This is a genomic window from Nocardiopsis sp. RV163 (assembly GCF_001029525.1).
GTDB lineage: Bacteria > Actinomycetota > Actinomycetes > Streptosporangiales > Streptosporangiaceae > Nocardiopsis > Nocardiopsis dassonvillei.
In genome coordinates, this window is sequence record NZ_LEKI01000009.1 from 39,474 (window position 1) to 58,593 (window position 19,120).

At 67.1% G+C, this 19,120-nt stretch carries 11 protein-coding genes and 1 pseudogene; 10 read left to right on the forward strand and 2 right to left on the reverse strand.

The window, feature by feature from the left end; translation table 11 throughout:
• The first annotated feature begins 300 nt into the window (after positions 1-300).
• The 9 genes from ABD54_RS03250 to ABD54_RS03285 all read left to right on the forward strand — a co-directional run bounded on the left by ABD54_RS03250 (position 301) and on the right by ABD54_RS03285 (position 9,883).
• The gene (locus ABD54_RS03250; protein ID WP_047867932.1) at positions 301-495 is read left to right on the forward strand and encodes a hypothetical protein; all 195 of its coding nucleotides are present in this window, start codon (positions 301-303) and stop codon (positions 493-495) included.
• On the forward strand, positions 479-1,003 hold the full coding sequence (locus tag ABD54_RS03255) for a DUF6879 family protein (RefSeq protein WP_047867933.1): 525 nt from the start codon (positions 479-481) through the stop codon (positions 1,001-1,003). Before ABD54_RS03250 ends, ABD54_RS03255 begins: the two co-directional genes overlap by 17 nt.
• Positions 1,004-1,861 carry a helix-turn-helix transcriptional regulator gene (locus ABD54_RS03260; RefSeq protein ID WP_047867934.1) on the forward strand — a complete coding sequence of 286 codons (858 nt, stop codon included), beginning with the start codon at positions 1,004-1,006 and terminating at the stop codon, positions 1,859-1,861.
• 111 nt (positions 1,862-1,972) lie between these two features.
• Positions 1,973-2,131 carry an FxLD family lanthipeptide gene (locus tag ABD54_RS26950; protein WP_152691982.1) on the forward strand — a complete coding sequence of 53 codons (159 nt, stop codon included), beginning with the start codon at positions 1,973-1,975 and terminating at the stop codon, positions 2,129-2,131.
• 60 nt (positions 2,132-2,191) lie between these two features.
• Positions 2,192-4,390, forward strand: coding sequence for a lantibiotic dehydratase family protein (locus ABD54_RS03265; RefSeq protein ID WP_053063520.1), 2,199 nt, complete (start codon positions 2,192-2,194; stop codon positions 4,388-4,390).
• Positions 4,387-5,625: a lanthionine synthetase C family protein gene (locus tag ABD54_RS28770; RefSeq protein WP_235431958.1), complete on the forward strand. Its 1,239-nt coding sequence runs from the start codon at positions 4,387-4,389 to the stop codon at positions 5,623-5,625. The genes ABD54_RS03265 and ABD54_RS28770 overlap by 4 nt, the downstream gene beginning before the upstream one ends.
• Entirely contained in the window at positions 5,615-7,642 is a 2,028-nt protein-coding gene (gene fxlM, locus ABD54_RS03275; RefSeq protein WP_047867935.1) for a methyltransferase, FxLD system, read from the forward strand. Before ABD54_RS28770 ends, fxlM begins: the two co-directional genes overlap by 11 nt.
• Before the next feature lie 65 nt (positions 7,643-7,707).
• Entirely contained in the window at positions 7,708-8,724 is a 1,017-nt protein-coding gene (locus ABD54_RS03280) for a hypothetical protein (protein WP_235431959.1), read from the forward strand.
• Positions 8,725-9,229: 505 nt separating this feature from the next.
• Positions 9,230-9,883, forward strand: coding sequence for an aminoglycoside phosphotransferase family protein (locus tag ABD54_RS03285; RefSeq protein ID WP_235431960.1), 654 nt, complete (start codon positions 9,230-9,232; stop codon positions 9,881-9,883).
• Between the two features lie 75 nt (positions 9,884-9,958).
• On the opposite strand, the gene ABD54_RS03290 is transcribed toward ABD54_RS03285, so the two are convergent.
• Complete coding sequence (locus tag ABD54_RS03290) at positions 9,959-13,342, reverse strand: helicase-related protein (RefSeq protein ID WP_047867937.1); 3,384 nt, start codon at positions 13,340-13,342, stop codon at positions 9,959-9,961.
• Positions 13,339-17,289 carry an Eco57I restriction-modification methylase domain-containing protein gene (locus ABD54_RS03295; protein ID WP_152691985.1) on the reverse strand — a complete coding sequence of 1,317 codons (3,951 nt, stop codon included), beginning with the start codon at positions 17,287-17,289 and terminating at the stop codon, positions 13,339-13,341. The genes ABD54_RS03290 and ABD54_RS03295 overlap by 4 nt, the downstream gene beginning before the upstream one ends.
• Positions 17,290-18,725: 1,436 nt before the next feature.
• On the opposite strand from ABD54_RS03295, the pseudogene ABD54_RS29560 reads away from it, so the two are divergent.
• A pseudogene (locus ABD54_RS29560) lies at positions 18,726-19,085 on the forward strand (DUF6531 domain-containing protein); the annotation flags it as partial.
• Between the last annotated feature and the right edge of the window lie 35 nt (positions 19,086-19,120).

Below are 19,120 nucleotides of genomic sequence, written 5' to 3' on the forward strand. Positions count from 1 at the left end.
CCCAGGCCAGGTACGACACATGGAAGCCGACGAGCCGCTGTCGGAGGTGACCGTCCACGAGGCGGCCGTAGTGTACCCGCACACGCCTCGGACTCCGGGACGGAGCAGTCTTCCGCTGGAAGGTGGCATAACCAGCTGCGCCCCCGGCTTCCACCGAATCACCGCTCCACACAAACAGCACGCGACCGTCCGCACAGCCCGGTTTTATTCCCAGGCAGGAATATCCGGCCAGAGATTGACCGGACCCGATCACCTCTCTACTGTAAATTCCGTTTCGACCCTTTCAGAAAGGGCCATGCCATGAAGTTCGAGAAGCTCTCTGGTGACTGTAACCGGGATGACTGCCCGGGAATCTACTCCACCGACAACGGGACCGTCGTCGTGCAGGGCGCGCTCCTGACCGACACCACCGGCCTCACCCCCTCCCCCGGAGAGGCCGCGGTCGAGATCCCCACGCACCTGATCGAGGAGGCCGCCCGTGCGCTTGGAAGGTGACGCCTGGCGGGAGTTCTTCGACTCCTTCCAGCACGAGGCGTTCCGCCTGGAGACCCTGCCCAGCTACACGGTGCCCGAGGAGGAAGAGGAACTGCGCCAGTTCCTGGCCGGGCAGACCCGCCCGGCCGAGGAGCTGCACACCGACAGCTACCTGCTCCGGGTGCGCAACCACGTCGAGTCCGGACGCCGGATCCGACGGGTCCACACCCTGACCAGCCCTCTCGGCGACCACCTGAAGTTCCAGTTCGAGTGGGGATACGCCTTCAGCGTCCAGGCCGGTGAGGAGGTCAACATCCTCGACTTCGCCACCACCCCCGACCCCGGCCTGCCCCGCCAGGACTTCTGGCTCTTCGACGACACCCGCGTGGTGCTCATGCACTACGCTGCCGACGGAACCCAGGCCGGCCGGGAACTCCTGGAGGGGGCCGACCCCGCCCCCTACGTCGCCTACAAGAACCTGGCCCTGGAGCACGCCGTCCCCTTCACCGAGTACTACAAGGCCGACTGATTGACGCTTGAGCCCGACCGTGCCCAACAGCCGCGCAGCGAGCTGGCGGAGGCCCTTCGCAGCCTCCGCCGCGCCTCGGGGCTGACCGGCGCGCGGCTCGCCGTCCGCAGTGGGATGAGTCAGGCCAAGGTCAGCAAGATCGAGAACGGCCGTGTGCTGCCCTCCGCGTTGGACGTCGAGCGCATCCTGCGTGCGCTCGACGTTCCGCCCGGGGAGGAGGAGACGGCGCGCCTGCTGGAGTTGGCCCGTGTGGCCAACACCGACTACCAGGGGTTTCGTACCGCGCTCCAGCGCGGTCTCGGAGAGACGCAGCGGGACCTGGCCGCGATCGAGGCCTCGGCCACCACCATCCGCTTCTTCCTGCCCTGCATGATCACCGGGCTTCTACAGACCCCGGACTACGCGCGCCAGACCCTGTCGCACACGCTGGTGAACCGCGGTGCGAGCTGGGAGACGGCGCTCGCTCGGCGCCTGGAGCGCCAGACGGTGCTCTACGACGAGGGCAAGCGCTTCGTGTTCGTCCTGACCGAGGCCGCCCTGCGCTGGCCGTTGTGCCGCCCGGAGGCGATGGCGGTGCAGATGGACCGGATCGCCTCGCTCAGCGAGCTGCCCAGCGTGGACATCCGCGTCGTGCCCGCCGATCCCCCCGTGCCCAGCGGTCCCCTCAACGGGTTCACCGTCTACGACGACCGCCTGGTGACCGTCGAGGTGTTCACGGGCAAGCTCGCCCTGCGCGACCCGAAGGATATCTCCTACAGCATGGAGATATTCGCCTTCTTCCACGAACACGCGCTCGAAGGCGAAAACACCAGGTCATTCCTGCGTAGCCTCGCCCAGGAATACCGCAACCGGGCATAACCGGCACCGCGGGGAACGAATTTATTCCCTGGCGGGAAACTCCTTCACCTTCCTTGTGCGGGTCCCTAATCTGAGCTGTGCTCACAGGCCCCCATGAGAAAGGAAAGACCTGTGCAGAACACGCAGGACAGCCCCAGCCCGGAATCTCCCTTCGCCCTCGACATCCGCCTGCTCGAGAACAGCGACTCCCTGGCCCAGTTGATCAACCTCACCGATGACGGCTGCGGCTCCAGCTGCCCCAACGCCTGCACCACGAGCGCAGCGGACTGATCGGCACGGTCGGCACCGGCCCGGATCCGGTGCCGACCAGCACTTCTAGGAGGAGGGGATATGGGTTCCGGCGAGGAGCGGCACGTGGGTTGGCGTGTGGTCGGCCGACCGCTGGTGCGGGCGAGCCTGCTCAGCGGCCTGCCGACGAGCGGCGTACCGGACCTGAGCGGTAGTGACCCGCATCCGTGGTTGAAATGGCTGCGCCGCGTGTGGGAGCACCCGGGTCTGACCGAGGCGATCCGGAACGCCTCGCCTGACCTGGCCGCCGGTGTGGAGGCTCTGCTCGACCAGGATCCGGCCGCGGTGCGGGTACGCCGGGCCCGGAAGGCGACCGCTTCCGTTCTGCGCTACGTACTGCGGGCCGACAGCCGTGCCACTCCCTTCGGGTTGTTCGCCGGCGTGGCCGCCGCGACCTTCTCCGAACGCTCACGAGTGGTGTGGGGTGGCGCCCACCGGAGGGTGGTTTCTCCGGGCGGGGCATGGGTGGCCGAGGTCGTCAGTGCGTTGGAGGCTCCGCCTGTGGTGCGTGAGCACCTGCTGGTCGTCGTCAACAACACCGTCGTTGAAGAGCGCGGGCACCTCGTCGTGCCCCAGTACGCGCGTCCCGCCCCGGGTGCGCCCGGGTCGGACGCGGAGCAGGTCGAGGTCCGTGTCAACAGCGCCGTACGCCTGGTCCTGGAAACAGCACGTGAACCCGTGTCGTGGTCGACGCTCCAGGCCAAGCTGGCCGCCGAATACCCCGATGAACCTGCCGTGAGCACTGACGCCATGCTCGCCCGCCTGGTCCAGGTGCAGGCACTACTCACCTCGCTCGCCCCTGCGTCCACCGAAACCGACTCCCTCGGCTGCCTCGTCTCTTCCCTCGCCCAGCACAACACCTGCGCTCCACCCGAAACCCGCCCACTGATGTCGCTTCTCCAGAAAGCGCACACGGCGACGGAGGAGCACAACTGCGGTGGTAGGTCCAGCACCCTGGGGAAGGCCGACGAGGCGGTCTCGCGCGTGTCCCGGGTTCAGCCGTTGGGGGTGGACGTGCGAGTGGACGCCGACATGGCCTTGCCCGTGACGGTGGCACGCGCGGCGGAGCAGGCCGCGCACATGCTGACTGTCCTGTCCCCTTACCCGGACGGGCTGCCCGCGTGGCACACGTACCGGGAGCGCTTCGCCGACCGGTACGGCGACGCGCTCGTGCCCGTCCGGGAGGTCGTGCACCCTCAGACAGGGCTGGGCTTCCCCGCCGGATACGCCATCACCGACGCCGAAGGCCGCGCCGAGTCCCTCACCGATCGTGACCGTTGGCTGCTGGAGCAGGCCCAGGCTGCCGCTCTGGACCGGCGGCGGGAGATCAGCGCAGACGCGCTCCTGGACGAACTGGCCGCCCGGCAGTCCGCGCTACCTCCTGGGCACACGGAACTGAACCTGCGTGTGGAGTCGCCCTCACGAGCCGCACTGGACAGCGGCCGGTTCCGCGTCGCGGTGCTGGGCGCCTCCCGCAGCGCGGCCACCATGGCGGGACGCTTCGCCGCCCTGGCCGGTGTCCGAGGCGACCTGCGCGAAGCCGTCTCGCGCACCACCTCCGCCGGGGCGGTGCCGGTGCAGCTGTCGTTCCCGCCGCTGCGAGCCCGCAGCTCCCACCTGGTCCGCTCGGAGAGGCTTCTCGATCACTTGATCAGCGTGGGCGAATACCCCGCTTCAGTGCCCGGACAGCTGGGTGTGGACGATCTCGCGGTCGGGTGCGATGACGGCGGCCTCTTCCTGTTCTCACGCATCCTGGCGCGCAGGGTCGAGCCTGTCGTGCCGCACGCGCTGAACCTGCGCTACGCCCCGTTGCTGACCCGGTTCCTGGCCGAACTTCCCCGTGCCGGACGCGCGGTGGTTATCGGGTTCGACTGGGGCGCGGCCTTCTCGCTGCCGTTCCTGCCCCGTGTGCGCTCGGGCAACGTGGTCCTGGCCAACGCCCGCTGGCGTGTCAGGGCCGCCGACCTTCCCCCGCGTACCGCGCCGTGGCCGCAGTGGCGACAGGCGTGGTCTACCTGGGCTGAGCGCCGCAGCCTGCCCGGGGTGGTGGACCTGGGCAAGGGCGACCAGCGGCTGCGCCTGGACCTTGCCGAACCGGCACACCTGTTCCTGCTGCGCGCCCAAGTGGACAAGGAAGGCGGCACGGTCCTCACCGAAGCGCCCGACCCGCGCTCGTCCGGATGGTGCGAGGGGCGGCCGACCGAGGTTCTCGTTCAGCTCTGCCGGAAGGAGGCCGCGTGAACACCACGATCACCGAAGCGACGGAGATAGCGGGACTGGTGGCCGACCGCCTGGCCACACCCGAGCAAGGGCGTGCTCTGGCTGGAGAGCGGTGGTGGCCCCAGTCGCTGGCACACGGTGCGGTCGGGGTGGCGCTGTTGCACATCGAACGCGCGCGCACCGGTCACGGGCCGTGGGACCGCGTCCAGCGGTGGCTGGAGTGTGCAGTCGCCGAGGGCGTGGACTCCTCCCCCAGCACGCACCTGTACTACGGCGCGCCTGCGGTGGCGTTCGTCCTGCGCCGAGCCGCAACGGCCCATCCGGGGTATGAGCGCGACCTTGCCCAGCTGGACCGGGCCGTGGACCGGATCGTGTTCTCCCGGCTGGAGCAGGCACACGCTCGGATGGACGCCAGTGAGCTTCCGTTGCTCGCAGAGTTCGACACCATTCGAGGCCTGACCGGGCTGGGCGCCCTGCTCCTGGCCCGCGACCCGCGGAGCCCGCTCTTTCGGGACCTGCTGGCCTCTCTGGTGCGGTTGACCGAGCCCGTCACCGTCCACGGCCACAAGCTTCCCGGCTGGTGGAGTCCGGTCGGGCCAGGAGGAAGGGTTGACGCCGTTTTCCCTGGTGGGCACGCGAACACCGGTATGGCCCACGGCATCGCCGGTCCCCTGACCCTTCTCGCAGCCGCCCTGCGGCGCGGAATCGCGGTGGAGGGGCACATAGAAGCGATCGAGCGCATCCTGGCCTGGCTCGGCACCTGGCAACAGACGTCTCCGGCTGGAACGTGGTGGCCGTACTGGGTCACCCGTGCTCAGCTCAACGGGACCTGCGGCCTAGTCGGCCCGCAGCGGCCCTCGTGGTGCTACGGCGCTGCGGGAGTGGCCCGCGCGCAGCTGCTCGCGGCTGACGCCCTGGGAGACCAGCCGCGCTACGCCACCGCGCAGAGCGCCCTCGTCCGCGTCTTCACCGAGGAGCCCATGGCGCTGGACTCTTCGCTGTGCCACGGCCGTACCGGTCTGGCGGTGCTCGCCCACACCACCGCGCTGGGCAACGCCCCCGGGCTGTGCGCCGCGTTCTCGGACGGCGATGCCGCAGCAATGGCGGACGATCTGGTCTCCGGAGCCGGCATCGGGCTGCTGGAAGGTGCGGCGGGCATCGCCACCGCGCTGCACACACTGCACACCCCCACCCCCGACATGGGCTGGGCCGCCTTCCTTCTCCTTGACCACCAGGAGCACCACGTTGACGGGTGACGAGCAGCCGCAGATCCTCATCCAGTGGGCCGACTGGACCGCTGCCGAACACTGGGCCGTGCACAGCCTGAGCCCGGCTCTCGAACAGGCACGCGAGGAAGGGCTCGTGTCGGCGTGGTGGTTCCTCCGTAAGAAGCCCCACTGGCGGCTGCGCTACACCGGAGGCCGCCCGGCCCGGCAGTTCCTGGACACCGAACTGGAGCGCCTCCACGCTGAGGGCGCCGTCACCAGGTGGGTGCACGGCATCTACGAACCCGAAACCGGGGCTTTTGGCGGATCGGCGGGGATGGCGTTGGCCCACACCGTGTTCTGCGAGGACAGCCGACACCTCCTCGCCTACCTGACACGCCGCAGCACGATGTCCGGCACGGAGCTCGGCCGTCGTGAACTCGCCCTCCTGCTCGGCGGTGCCTTCCTGCGCGGAGCACGGCTGGACTGGTTCGAACAGGCCGACGTCTGGGCCAAAGTCGCCGCCCTACGAGCCCTCCCCCAGCCCTTCCGTCCGGAAGAGGAGCTGCTCTCCTCGACGCGCACCCTCATGACCCTCAACCCGCGCCCCCTTACCTCTTCGGGGCCGCTGCACCACACCAGCAGCTGGGTGCAGGTTTTCACCGCGGCCGGAGCCGCCCTGGCCGACCTCGCCGCCCAAGGCAGGTTGAGCCGGGGCCTGCGCGCGGTGTGCGCCCACCACCTGATCTTCGCCTTCAACCGGTGGGGCCTGCCCTACCGGGACCAGCACATCCTGTCCGCCACCGCCAGAGAGGCCGCCATGACCGATACCACCCACCACACCACACCCGAGTCCGCCCAGGCCCTGCGCGAGGGGCTCATCCGGCAGCTACGGGAGAACGGTGTCCTCACCACCCCGGCGGTGGAGGAGGCGTTCCGCGCAGTACCGCGCCACGCCTTCGTCCCCAACGCCACCCTGGAGGAGGCCTACACCAACGCCCCCGTGCACATCAAGCACGACGACAACGGCGCCTCCATCAGCTGCGGCTCCCAGCCCGGAGTCGTCGCGACGATGCTGGAACAGGCCGCCCTGGAACAGGGTATGCGCGTACTGGAACTGGGCGCGGGCACCGGGTACAACGCCGCTCTCATCGGCCACATGGTCGGGTCGGCCGGGTCGGTCACCACCATCGATGTCGACCAGGACCTCGTCGAGGGCGCGCGGGCCCGGTTGAAGGAGAACGGCGCCACCAATGTCACCGTGGTCCTGGGCGACGGCGCGCTCGGCCACCCCGACCGGGCGCCGTTCGACCGGATCATCGCCACGGTGGGCTGTCACGACGTGCCCCGCGCCTGGGTGGACCAGCTCGCCCCTGGTGGCAGGCTCATCGCCCCGGTGCGCATCGCCGGAGACGTCTCCCGCTCCATCGTCTTCGAAGCCCGCGGCAACCACTGGGCGTCCACAGGCAGCCAGCTGTGCACGTTCATGCCCCTGCGCGGCGGTGTCGGTGACGACCCCCGCCGCATCCTGGCCCTGGACGCTAACGGGACAGTCCTGCTCCAGGCCAACCAGGACCAGGGCATCGCATCCGAGCAGGTGGACCATGTGCTCGCCGAGCCCTGCACCACCACCTGGACGGGGGTGGACTTCGGCAAGGGCCAGCCCCTGGACCCGATGTGGCTGTGGCTGGCCACCCGGCTAGACAACCGTGTCTCGCGCATGCCGGTGCAACCGCAGGCCGTGGCCAGCGGCCTGGTCTCCCCCGGTTTGCCTTGGGGTGACATGGCCAGCGTCCCCGCGGGCGAGCGGGGACTGGCGTACCTGACGATGCGCCCGGTGCAAGGCCAGCAGGGGCGTCATGAGGTCGGCGTCATCGGACACGCCCCCGCCGGACAGAAGCTGGCCGAGCAGATGGCCGAGCACATCCGGGCCTGGGAGTCCCACCGCGCCGAGGAACTCTCCTTCGCCCTGCACTACAGCCCCGCCCCGGAATCCTCTACACCGACGCGGCGTGTGCTGGAGCGAGCCCACTCCACCCTGGTGGTCTCCTGGGGAGAACCCGCATGAGGTTCGCACACTGGTTCCCTCTCATCCCCCGGCCGCGCCCGCCCGCGGACAGCCTGAACGCGCGCGTGGAACGCCTCGCCGCAGCGGGACGGACCGCGCGGCTCGGTTCGGGTGAGGAGGCTCTGGCCGCCGCCGCGCAGGTCTATAACGGCGCGGCGCTGCTCGCCTCCGACGTCGGGCTGCCCGACCTGGCCCGCGACTGGTGCTGGGAACACGCACACGCGTACCTGACGCACCTACCTCTGAACACCGCCATGGCCCAACGCGTCCTGGAACCGGTGATCAACCTGGCCCGGCTCCGTATCCGCGCGGGCAACGGCACAGCAGCCTTCGCGATGCTCACCGCCCTGCGCGAAGGGTTACGTGCGGCCAAGGCCACCGTGATCGACGGCCATGAGCTGCCCCTGGACCGGATCGTCGCCTCCGACGAGGCACGAGCGGAACTGTACCGCTGGCTGTGGACGGTCTGCCTCGGCGACGGGATGCGGGCTCTGGCGGCGGAGGGCCGGTGGCAGGAGGCCGCCGAGCAGGCCAGGCAGCACGGCGGGATCGGCGACCGTCTCTTCGACGGCCGTCAGGTCACCGTGATCGCAGAGATGGTGTCCGAGAACCCAGCCAGCGCTCTGGCCATGATCGAGAGCAGCGTTGTCCGAGAATCATGGGAGAATGCCGTCCAAGCGGTTCTGGCTTTGTGGTGTCTCAAAGAATTTGGTGAGACCACGGCCGACGATGCGGAGACGGCCTTGTCCCGTGTTCGCGACGTCGAGAGCCGCCAGGTCGTGTTCACCACACGACTAGGGATCGTCGCAACGGAGCTCACCGGAGGATTCCAGGGAGGCACTCCTGCACTCTTGTCACAGCTGGTCTCCGACGTAGTCCAAGCACAGGACGGATACGGGGCCCGGGACCTGCTCACCACATGGAAAGAAGAGCTCGCACCCCAACAGGTGAGCAGCCTAGTCCCCGTGCTCGAATCCTCCGGTCTCGGCAGGAGAACCATCCCCGAGCCGCTGCTCCACGAGCTCCGCACTGCAATCAGCGAAGCGAGCCAAAGACTCGGCGATCACTCGGTTCTTACATGACAGGCCGGGGGCCGCAGTCGGGCCTTCGAACTGACAACCCTGGCCACCGCCCACATCGTCAACGGGGACCCCGACCAGGGAGTGCGCATCGGTCGCCAGGCCGTCGACCTCGCCCGGCAGGTCCGCTCGGTGCGCGTGATCGACCGCCTGGCCCCGTTGCAGCAAGCTGCCCAGGCCTACCGGGCCAGGGGTGAGACAGCGGACCTGGCCGCCGAGATTGCTACTCTTCGCACATCATGAGCACCACCCCCGCCTCCACCAGCCCCCGGTTCGCCCTCACCAGAGACCGCGTCCACGACGTCCTCGCCGCTTTGTGCGAGGAAGCCGGACTGGGCGCCAAAGCGGCCGATGACGCCGAGCTGATCAAGTTCACCAACAACGCCGTCTACCGCCTCCCGCACGCGAGGCTGGTGGTGCGCATCGCCGGTTCGGCGACCGTGGTCGAACGCGTCCCCGTGGTCGGGCGGCACGATGGCTCGCTCAGCACGACGCCCCCACGGTGCGTTTGGCCGAGGACATCTCCCAGCCCGTCCAGGCCGGCGGAGCCACGGCGACCTTCTGGCACCTGGTGCCCTCTACCGGCCCCGAACCGACCGGTACCGACCTCGGGCGCATCCTCAAACACCTCCACGCCCTGCCAGCCCCGAATCTCGCCCTGCCGTCGTGGGAGCCGTTCGAGCGGATCCGCAGCCACATCTCGGACGCCGAAGGACTGGCCGACGTCGACCGGAGCTTCCTCACCAGGCGCACCGACCAACTAGAGGCCCAGGTCCAGGACCTGGAGTTCGAGCTTCCCGCCGGGGTGATCCACGGCGACCCGTTCCTGGGTAACCTCATCTCCGGCCCTGGCGGCCCGGTGATCTGCGACTTCGACAGCCTCAGTCACGGCCCCCGGGAATGGGACCTGGTGCCCGCAGCGGTGGGCAAGGTCCGCATGGACTACGCCCAGGATCCCCACACCCCGCTCGCCGAAGAATACGGCTACGACGTGCTGGACTGGCCCGGATTCCCCGTCCTACGCCAGGTTCGCGAACTCAAGCTCGTCACCAGCGTCCTACCCGTCCTGAACACCAACCCCGGCCTGCGCGCCCAATGGCGCCACCGCCTCGACACCCTGCAGCACGGTGACACCACCACACGCTGGAGCACCTACAGGTAACCGCCACTGGTCTCGTCGGGCGATGGAGGCTCAGCACTCCTCTTCCCAGGAAGCGAAAGACTACGGCCTTCCCCGTTACTCGGAAGGGGTGATGGCGATCCAGCAGACGAGGTGGATGTCCTCCTTCTCCGCCGGTGGCAGGGGCTGCACCCTCGGCGGAGGCGTCAGCCCGTTGGACTCGGCGAACGTGTGCAGGGCCCGGACCTTCTCCTTGTCGGTCGTGTGTTGGTCGGCCAGGATCGATCGGACTTCCCGCTGGATGCGCGGAGCGTAGGGAGCGTTGAGGCGCTGGGCCAGTTTTTCCTGCTTCTCCAGGAAGGAGCCGTGGGCTTTGACGAGCGCCGATGCGCCGCGCATGGCTTTGGGCACCTGCGGGGCCAGGTTCAGCGGGTCGGTCTGCCGCTTCCACTGGGTGAGGATGTCCTCCTGCGCCGCCTCCCAGGCGTCGAAAGCTGCTTGGTACGTCCGCTCGTCCAGCACGGGTTCGGCGGTCGCGCTCGGCGGTGTGGCCTGGGCCAGACAGGACAGGACGTCGTCGATGACCACGGCCGCTTCCTCACCGGGGTTCACCTGGACGGTGAGGTCCCTGTTCATCGGTACGTAGCGCAACCACGGCTTGGGATGGTCGCCGATGCGGGCGCAGAACACGAATCCCGGATCCGCTCCGGACCGGTGGAACCCCGAACCCGAACTCCAGGGCAAGCCCAGAACCGTGTCCTTGACGAGAGGGTTCTGGAACTCGTTGGCGAGCTGACGTCGGTACTCCTCGCCCGACAGGGAGGAGTTCCCCGCGTCGGAGAACAGAAGCGATTCCTCCCGACGCAGACGCTCGATCTGCTCCCGGGTGTCGGTAATGACGCGTTCCACGGCGGCCACGTCGGGCAGGACCGTGTCCTGTCCGATAGACGCGGCGGCCTGCTTGAGTTTGCGCTGGAGGCGCTCCTCCAAGCGCAGGACCGCGTCGAGGCCCTCGTCGGGGAAGAAGCACCGCATGAACACCTCGGTGTGGGGCGATCCGATGCGGTCGATGCGCCCGTGGCGCTGGACCAGGCGCATGGGGTTCCACGGCAGGTCGTAGTTGATGATGTGGCGGGCCTGCTGGAGGTTGACGCCCTCGGCGAGGGTGTCGGTCGCCACGATGACGTCGTAGCGGTCCTCCTCCGTACCGTTGCCCGCGGTCATGGGGGCGAACCCGGTGATGGCCTCGCCGCGGTTGGCCTTGTCGCTGCCCTTCACCAGGACGAGACGGTCCCGGTAGGCGGCCAGGCGTTCGTTGACGGTGATCGCGTGTTTGAGGGCTCGGTCGAGGTATTCGGCGGTGTCGGAGAAGTAGGTGAAGATGAGGACCTTGCGCTTGTTGCGGACGTCGTCCTCACCGATGCCCTCCTCCTTGGCCTCTTGGGCGATAACGGCGAGCTGTTCGATCAGTTCGGCGATCTTGGGGTCGTTGTGGAAGTCGACCACCTGGACCTTCGTGCGGAACTGCTGCAGCAGCGCCAGATCGGCCTCGACCGCTTCCCGCAGACGCTCGACGTCATAGCCGTCGGCGCTGGAGACGTTCTCCTGGGAGTCGACGGAGTCCAGGAATTCCTCGATGTCCTCGCCAGCGAAGTCCCCCCACTCGCCGAGGGCCTTGCCGGTCAACACCATCCTCGATTCCAGCGCCTCCAGGAACAGGGCGTGGGACTCGACCATCTTGCCCACGGTCTTCTCGAAGGCCTGTGCCGAGGACTCGAAGCGCTTGAGGAGGTTGGACCGCAACAATCCGGCGTTCTGGGCCTCGTACTGTTCCGCCGTCCCCGTCTTCTTGAACCGTGAGGGGACGTAGCGGGCCATGGTGAGCACCGCTCCGAGGCGTTCGAGGATGACCCCGGTGGCCGTGCCGTCGACGGTGTCGGTGTCCTGATGGGTGTCGGCGCCCAGGGCCGAGGCCAGCTCGTCGAAGATGCCGGGAAGCAGCTTGTCCAGGTCGTAGTCGATGCGCTGTACACGGCAGGTCGGGAAGCTGATCTCCCGTTCCTTGCCGTTGATGACCACCTTGTCGCCCACGTAGTGGTTCTTGACGAAGCGCCGGGTGCGGCGGACGGCCACCTCGTCCAGGACGTCGAAGAGGTGCTCGGGGGACAGGTCGTCGGGGCGCAGCGCCGAAGCACGGTTGAAGTAGGCGCGCAGACTGGGGATGCCCACGTCCGCGAACTCGGCGTCATTGGTGGCGAAGTAGCTGATGAGGTTGTGGAGATCGTCGAGGCTGTTGTTGACCGGGGTGGCGGTCAGCTCCACCAGGTCCTTGGCCACCGACCCGGCCAGCAGCCGCCGCACGGCCGCCGCACGCTTGGTGCTGTCGTTGCGCAGGGCGTGTGCCTCGTCGACCACGACCATCGCGTACTGGTCGGGGTCCTGGAGCGCGGAGTTGTGGGAACCGGCGTCCTCGATGTGGGCGACGAGCTCCTCGAAGGACACGCACTCAACCGCGGCGAGGTTGTGCTCCCGCAGGAACGGCCGCCAGGTCGCGTCCCGCAGGGTGGCCGGCGCGATGATCAGCACCTTCTGACGGCGTTCGAAGACCGCCTCGTGGATCAGCTCACCGGCAAGGAAAGTCTTGCCCAGACCGACCTCGTCGGCGATGAGAACGCCGCGGCGCCTCTGCAGGATTCTCCTTGCCCGCCACACACCGTCGGCCTGGAAACGGGTCAGGCCCAGGCGCGAGTCGCCTTGTGTGTCCTCCTCCAGGTCGGCGCCGTAGAGTTCGTGCAGCATGCGCAGGAACACGTGCCAGGGCTGGTGCGGCTGCCACCGCGCCTCGTACAGGGCCGCGAGGTCGTAGGGGACAGCCCCTTCCCACTGCCGGTCGAACCAGTCCAGGACCTGCCCGACCACGTGCGGCTGGTAGTGGCCCAGGTTCAGCTCGTTGTTGCGGGCCAGACCGGCGTAGGTGAAGTTGCTGGACCCGGCGATCACCCCGGTCGTGTCGGTCTCCACCAGGAACGCCTTGCCGTGCAGGAACCCCTGCTCGTAGCGCCGCACCTCCACACCAGGGTGTTCGCGCAGCCATGCCACCAGGCGCCGTTCCCGGGCATCGGCCTCACGGGTGAAACCCACCAGGTCCCGGTCCTGGTGCAGGGACCGCTGATGGCCTTCCAACGCCCGGCGCACCTCGGGAGCGGGGTCGGAACCCCGCCCCCGGCGCTTCTTCGCGCTGCGGCTGAGCGGCCGCACCTGTGGCTGCTCCTGGGCGGGTTCGGCCCCCAGCAGTAGGCGCACCCGCCCGACCTGCTCCAGCTCCTGGGCGAGGAGGGCGAACCCGCCCGGGTTAAAGTAGGCCGTGGCAATGGCCACGTCCGGCGGCTGCACCAGCCGGGTGCGCAGCCCTCCCAGGAGGATATTGATCGCCGTGGCGACCGTCTCCTCCTTCTCCGGGGCGTTGGTGGCGAATTCGGGCCTGTAATTGTGGGGGGTCACTGGGAGGTTCCCTTGCCAAGGTTTAGGGCGGTGCGGAGTTCGGACGGCAGTCCGGTGGTGTTGAAGTCCTGCGCGATGATCTCCAGGTCGTGGTGCTGGAGACCGAAACCGCGCAGGGTGAGGTGTTCGAGCTCGGCCAGCAGGTCCACACTGTCCGTGCCCTTGTGCTGGTCGGTGACGTCGATGCCTCCGGCCAGGCGGGTGCTGCCGCTGCGGCTGAGCAGGGAACCGGTGATCGCGGCCGCGGCGTCGATGTCGTCGCTGTCCCAGTTCGGGAGTCGGAGCTGGTTGATGATGGGCGAGGTGACGTGCCGGTCCACGAAGCGCCGTGCCCACCAGTCCATCGTCAGCGTGTTCACCAGGCCCACCAGCGCGAGCCGGGCGGTGGGGGAAGAGGTGATGTCGTGCATGATGGCGTGCACGGATCCCTTGTTGTGCAGGTGTCCCGTTTCGGGCAGTGCGGTGGCGATGAGGGTCCGGCTGTCATCACTGCGGCTGGGGTGGCGGAAGATCAGCAGCGGATGGCCCGCCCCTAGGGTGAAGGCCCCATCGGTGAAGGCCACGCCGCGTTTGAGTTCGGAGAGCGGGCGCAGGTCGGTGACGAACTGCTTGTGCGGTTCGGCATCGAAGGCGAACGCGTCCACGTGCCGGGTCATCAGGACCTTCCAAGCGCCCGGAGCGTCCTGGGGCGTGACGAGCCTTTTGTCAGGACCGCTCCCGCGAAAATCCCAGCGTGCGTCGTGAGAAGCGCGGATCCACCCCTGCCCGGAGGAGATCCGAGGGAAGACCCGCATGATGTCGAAGACCCTACGGTCCTCCGGCTCGTTGAACCAAGGGACGACGTTCGCGTCCGACAGGGTGCCCAGCTCGTCGGAGGTGAAGGAGATGCTGCGGCCCGCGGCGACGGCGGCCACCTCCTCAGGGCTGCGGGCGACACCAACCTCGATGGTGCGCTGCCTGCGCGGCCCCACCGACAGCAGGACTACCGCATAGGAGGCATGGACCTCCTCGAAGATCCACTCGCCGTGGTTGCGTCCCTGGACGATGCTCAGGTCGTGGGAGCCCACCAGATGGCCGCGCAGCTTCTTCCACCCCGCCAGGACCATGCTCTGGCGAGGCAGCACCAATCCCAGATGACCCGTGCGGGATAGGGATCGCAGGGCCCGCTCCAACATGAGCTGTGCCAGCTCCAGGTGGGTGCCACCGCGCAGTGTGTAGGCCTTTTTGAAGAGGTCCTGGAGGATCTCCCGCTCCTGCCGCTCCTGCTGTTCCCGACCGGCCTCCATGGGTCGCTCGGCCCGCAGTTCCTCGATCTTCTTCTCACGCGCCTTGTCGGTCAGCGCCATCAGACCAGGAGAGACGCCCACCCAGTACGGAGCGGCCTCCCACCGGACCTTCTCCCACGGCGGGTTACCGAGGATCACATCGAAGCCCCCTTCCGGACGGAGGAAGACCTCGGGGAACTGATACAGCAGATGCGTGGCACGGACCGCGGCAACGGCCTCGCGCGCCTTCTCGCTCTTACCTCTCGCGATGGCCTGCTCCGGGTCCATCGGCAGAGGAACGGCCCCCATTTGAACCGCCACGGCCGCATCGAGCAGCGCCTTGACCTCCTCAGCCTCCTGCAGAGCCTGCGCGTGCGCCTCCCGGGCCGCATGCACCTCCTGCTTGGTCGCCTCGGCAGTCCGGCCGACCCGCAACAGCCGAGTCCGTGCCTTCTCCAGCGTGGTCTCGATCTGCTCGGCGAAGAGACTGGCCTGCCCCGGAGTTCGGTTGGAGTCCAAGACGTCCAGCACCTGATCGATGGTGGCCATCCCGGTGAGGCTGTTCCCGGCCACCAGGCCGTGGTCCAGCGCCGACATGGGCAGACCCGGCACGAAGGTGTGGATCCAGATACCCAGGCGGGCCAGCTCCACCGCCATCGTGTTCAGGTCCAGCCCATAGATGCAGCGCCGAGCGATCTGCCTGCGCAGCAGCATGGACGTCTCGATCTCCACCCGTTCGGCCTGGTCGCCCAGGGCCTCGCGGGCGATCTGGGCGAGCCGCTCCAGCTCCTCGGTCACCACAGGCAGCCGGTGCTCGGTGAGGAAGGCGGCCAACCGGCGCTCGATCCGGTCGATGGCGGCGACGAGGAAGTGGCCCGAACCCATCGCCAGGTCCGCCACCCGGAAGTCGAAGAACGCCTCGGCGGCCTTGGCCTCATCGTCCTGGTCGATCAGCGCGCGGAGCCGATCCAGGTGCTGCGTGAGCGCCGGTTCCAGCGAGGTATCCAACAGGTGCTCGACCGCGAAGGACTTGGTGAAGTAGGAACCGGTGGCCTTGCGCTTGCCGGAGGCGTTGTGGAAGTACACCTGTCCAGCTGGGATCTCGACCTTTTGGCCGGTCTTGGCCGGAACATAGGACTTGTCCTTGGCCAGAACCAGATCGGTGGGGGCGATACTCAGCGAGGACTCCAGCAGGCCCTCGTAGATCGTGCCAAACTCCCGTACCGACAGGCTGCGGAAATCGACCGGGCCGAACACCCCGTCGTCAGAGGTGTCCACCAACAGCGCCCGCAGCGCCGGGCCGATCTCGGCGTTGGTGAGTTGTATCCGGCCGATCTCCCGGCCAGAGGGATGCCGCTCGTCGTCGGCGAACAGGCCCCCATTGTAGGCGGGGACGTCCCACTCCTCGTTGCCGTCGTTGATGGCGCGCCACACCGACAAAAGGTCATTCCACAAGTCCGTGGCGTTGGCGTCGAACTCCTCGCCAGGAGAGTCGACGAATTCCCGTGCCAGGGTCTTCAACGCCTTGCGCGTGTAGCGGGGATTGCCAGGGTAGGGCAGGAGCCCGCGGTCCTCCGCGTAGGCCACGAAGAGGAGCCGGAACAGGACGATCAGGGTGCGGTGGTAGGCCTCCTCGAGCTCCTCCTCGCTCACGGCCCCCATGTGGGAGGCCACGGCAATGGCGAGCGCGGGCACGGCCTCGGTGTAGATGCGCTCGCGCAGCCGCGCTCCAAGGGCGGCCACATGGTTGGCGGAGGCCTGCAGGATCTCATCGACGCTGCCCGAGGGGGACAGGGCGGCGGCGTGGAAGAGCAGGGGCAGGTAGGTGGCGGAGTCCTCGTCCAGCAAGGCGAGGTCGAGTTCGACGTAGGTCTCAGTCTGGCCCTTGCGTCCCACACCCACCTGGGGCTTGGCCGAGTACAACCGCAGCTGGGTTCCGCGCAGGAGCAGCAGCCAGGGAAGTTCCTGCTGCTGAGCCATGCTCAGCCCGTACAACACCGGGGACTCGGCGTTCAGGCGTGAGGAGGGCCGGTCGAAGTGCTCACTGTCCTCCACCAGGACCGCCACCGCACGGCGCGGACCGTCCTTCGTGCTGAGGAGGAATCCTGCGGACCGGTAGGAGGAGACGTCGTATCCGAGCGCGTTGAGAAGACTTGATCCCCGGTGAGCCACCAGGGACCGGGCCAGGACCTTCTGGTTCTGCCAGTCGGGACGCTGGGGCACGCCTGCGCGCAATTCGTGGGAGGCGAACAGGCCCGTGTTCGTGAGCCCGGCAATCTGGTTCTCTACCGGATCCGAGAGCAGCTTCTGGAAGAAGCGCTCCCCTTCAGGAACGGTAGGAGAGTCGAACGCGGCGATTCCCACCCGTTCGACTTGCTCCACGTCGAGGTCGAATACAACGTCGGCGTCCTCGCGCAGGCCGCAGACCGCGGCCCGGTTGCCGTGGGCGGACTCGTACTGGACTACGAGGGCCACGGGTGCCGCTCTCTTGCCCCAACGAGCCCTCCACAGCCGTCGCAGGTCCTCGGCTTTGGGCCTGGCCTGGCTGCGGGCGACGACGACCTCGAGTGCGTCGGGCAGGTCCCCGACCAGCACGGTGTCGACATGCAGCGCTTTGGGGATGTCCGAGGGTGCTTCCCAGGGGATGTCCGTCGCGTTCGCGTTGTCCAGCAAGTCATCCACAGAGGCACCTCTAGCTCTTGTCCCGGTCGCCAGCCCAATCTTGCCGTACGAGGGTGCTTCTGTGCATGGCGTGAACCTCTTGAGGCACTGGCCACTGCCGGGCGGGCGCAGGTAGCCGGGCACCGCTCACGTGGTGGGCATCCGTCTTGTCCCCATCAACAACCCTTTGACCTGTGGTGTTGCCACGACGGTATGACACCACCGCCGTCTGCTGACACAGGGTGAGAGGGAACGGTTCGTTGACCGCTCGTCAGAGCCGAGAACACGGTTCGACACTGGAGTCCAGCGGTGCGTCGTGGAGCGGAACTTCGCCCTGCTCCACCTCTTCCGTCGGTTGCGCAACCGATTGGAGATCCAAGCCAGTACCTACATGGCTTCACCCAGGCTGGGCGGCGCGTTCATCTGAAGGAGGCACCGAAGCCGTTGCGGCAGAAACTCTTACATTATTGATGTCCAAGAAGGCAATAGTTTTCTGGCTCCGGTTTGAAATCATCCGCATAAAAATGATGGTGTGGTAGGTGGCAACTGGTGTCCACATTCGGCCATCAGTGGATGTTTCAAAATGCTTAGCCTGAGTCTGTCCAGGTGATAGCGGACTCCGTGCTCCTGCCGCTGCCTCAAGTTCAAAAAGTGACTCCGATCACTCTTTACCGTTCATCCTGATTTGGGTACTTTGTTCCAGGCCTTAAGGGAGATCTCTTCCGCTTGCCTTTGAGGGCAAGCTCGCGACAGTGAAGACTGCCTCATGGCTGGAACTTGTTCGCGGGCGGGGGCAACCCCGGTAGGGGGTGCTGATGCTTCGGTCTCTTTGGCGTGCGCGGATCCTGGTCGTGTTGGTTGCTTTGGTCTTCCTGGTCGGAGACATGCGTCCCCAGGATCTTGACTTTGGCCCCATGGAAGCAGCCTCAGAAAACGAACCCGAACCAGCCCCCCGGCAGACCCCCATGTCCCTTGCCGATCGCCAGGAGCAACTAGACGAAGGCTCAAGAGAAGGAAAAGCGGATGTGACAGAATCTCATGCGGAATTATCTACATCGTCCGATGTGGATTCCGCAAATATAGAAGAAGGGGAGCCTCTGGCAAGGCCCGCTGTCTATTGGACCATGGGAAACATCCCATGGGCCGAAAGTAGGCAGGGAAGGATAAATTCTTCCCCAGGAACATCTGTTGGCGTGAAGACGCGAATCGTGCATACTGGATATGGCTCACCTGCACCCAATACTGAAGAGTGGCGCGATGTAAAAGTCGCATGGCGAGTAACGCCTTGTCAACTTTTTCGCGATGCGATTGATTACGATTTCGGTCAGGTGGTAAGTGCCCCATATGCTGTGGATCTTCATGCGGAATCTCCTGTTGCTAGTGCAATTTTGCCCATTCCGGAAGAAGTTGACTGTGAATTTTCGAGCGATAGGGTAATAATTCAGCCAGTCTTGCAAATGGTTGATGACGGGTCGGGGGAAGTTTACCTGGATCCCATTCCTTACAATCATCTTATTGTAGAGATTTCGCCACAGCTGGACAATATTTCCCTTTGTTCTCCGGAATGTTCTGGTACTGGTGGCCTGACGCAGCCGGTCAATGCGCGAGGCGTGGGAGTCAACACCGCTACTGGCGGCTACACCAGCTCGTTCCAGGACGCCTCACTCTCCTCCGCGCAGACACCGTTCGCGGTGGAACGCGCCTACAGTTCGGGCAACTCTGGTGGCGCGCTGGGAGCAGGGTGGAGTCTGCCGTGGGAGACCTCCCTGTCGACGGACCCAGACGGGGCGGTCACGCTACGGGAGGAATCCGGCTCCCAATTGACTTTCGTCCCTGGTAGTAGCGGTACCTA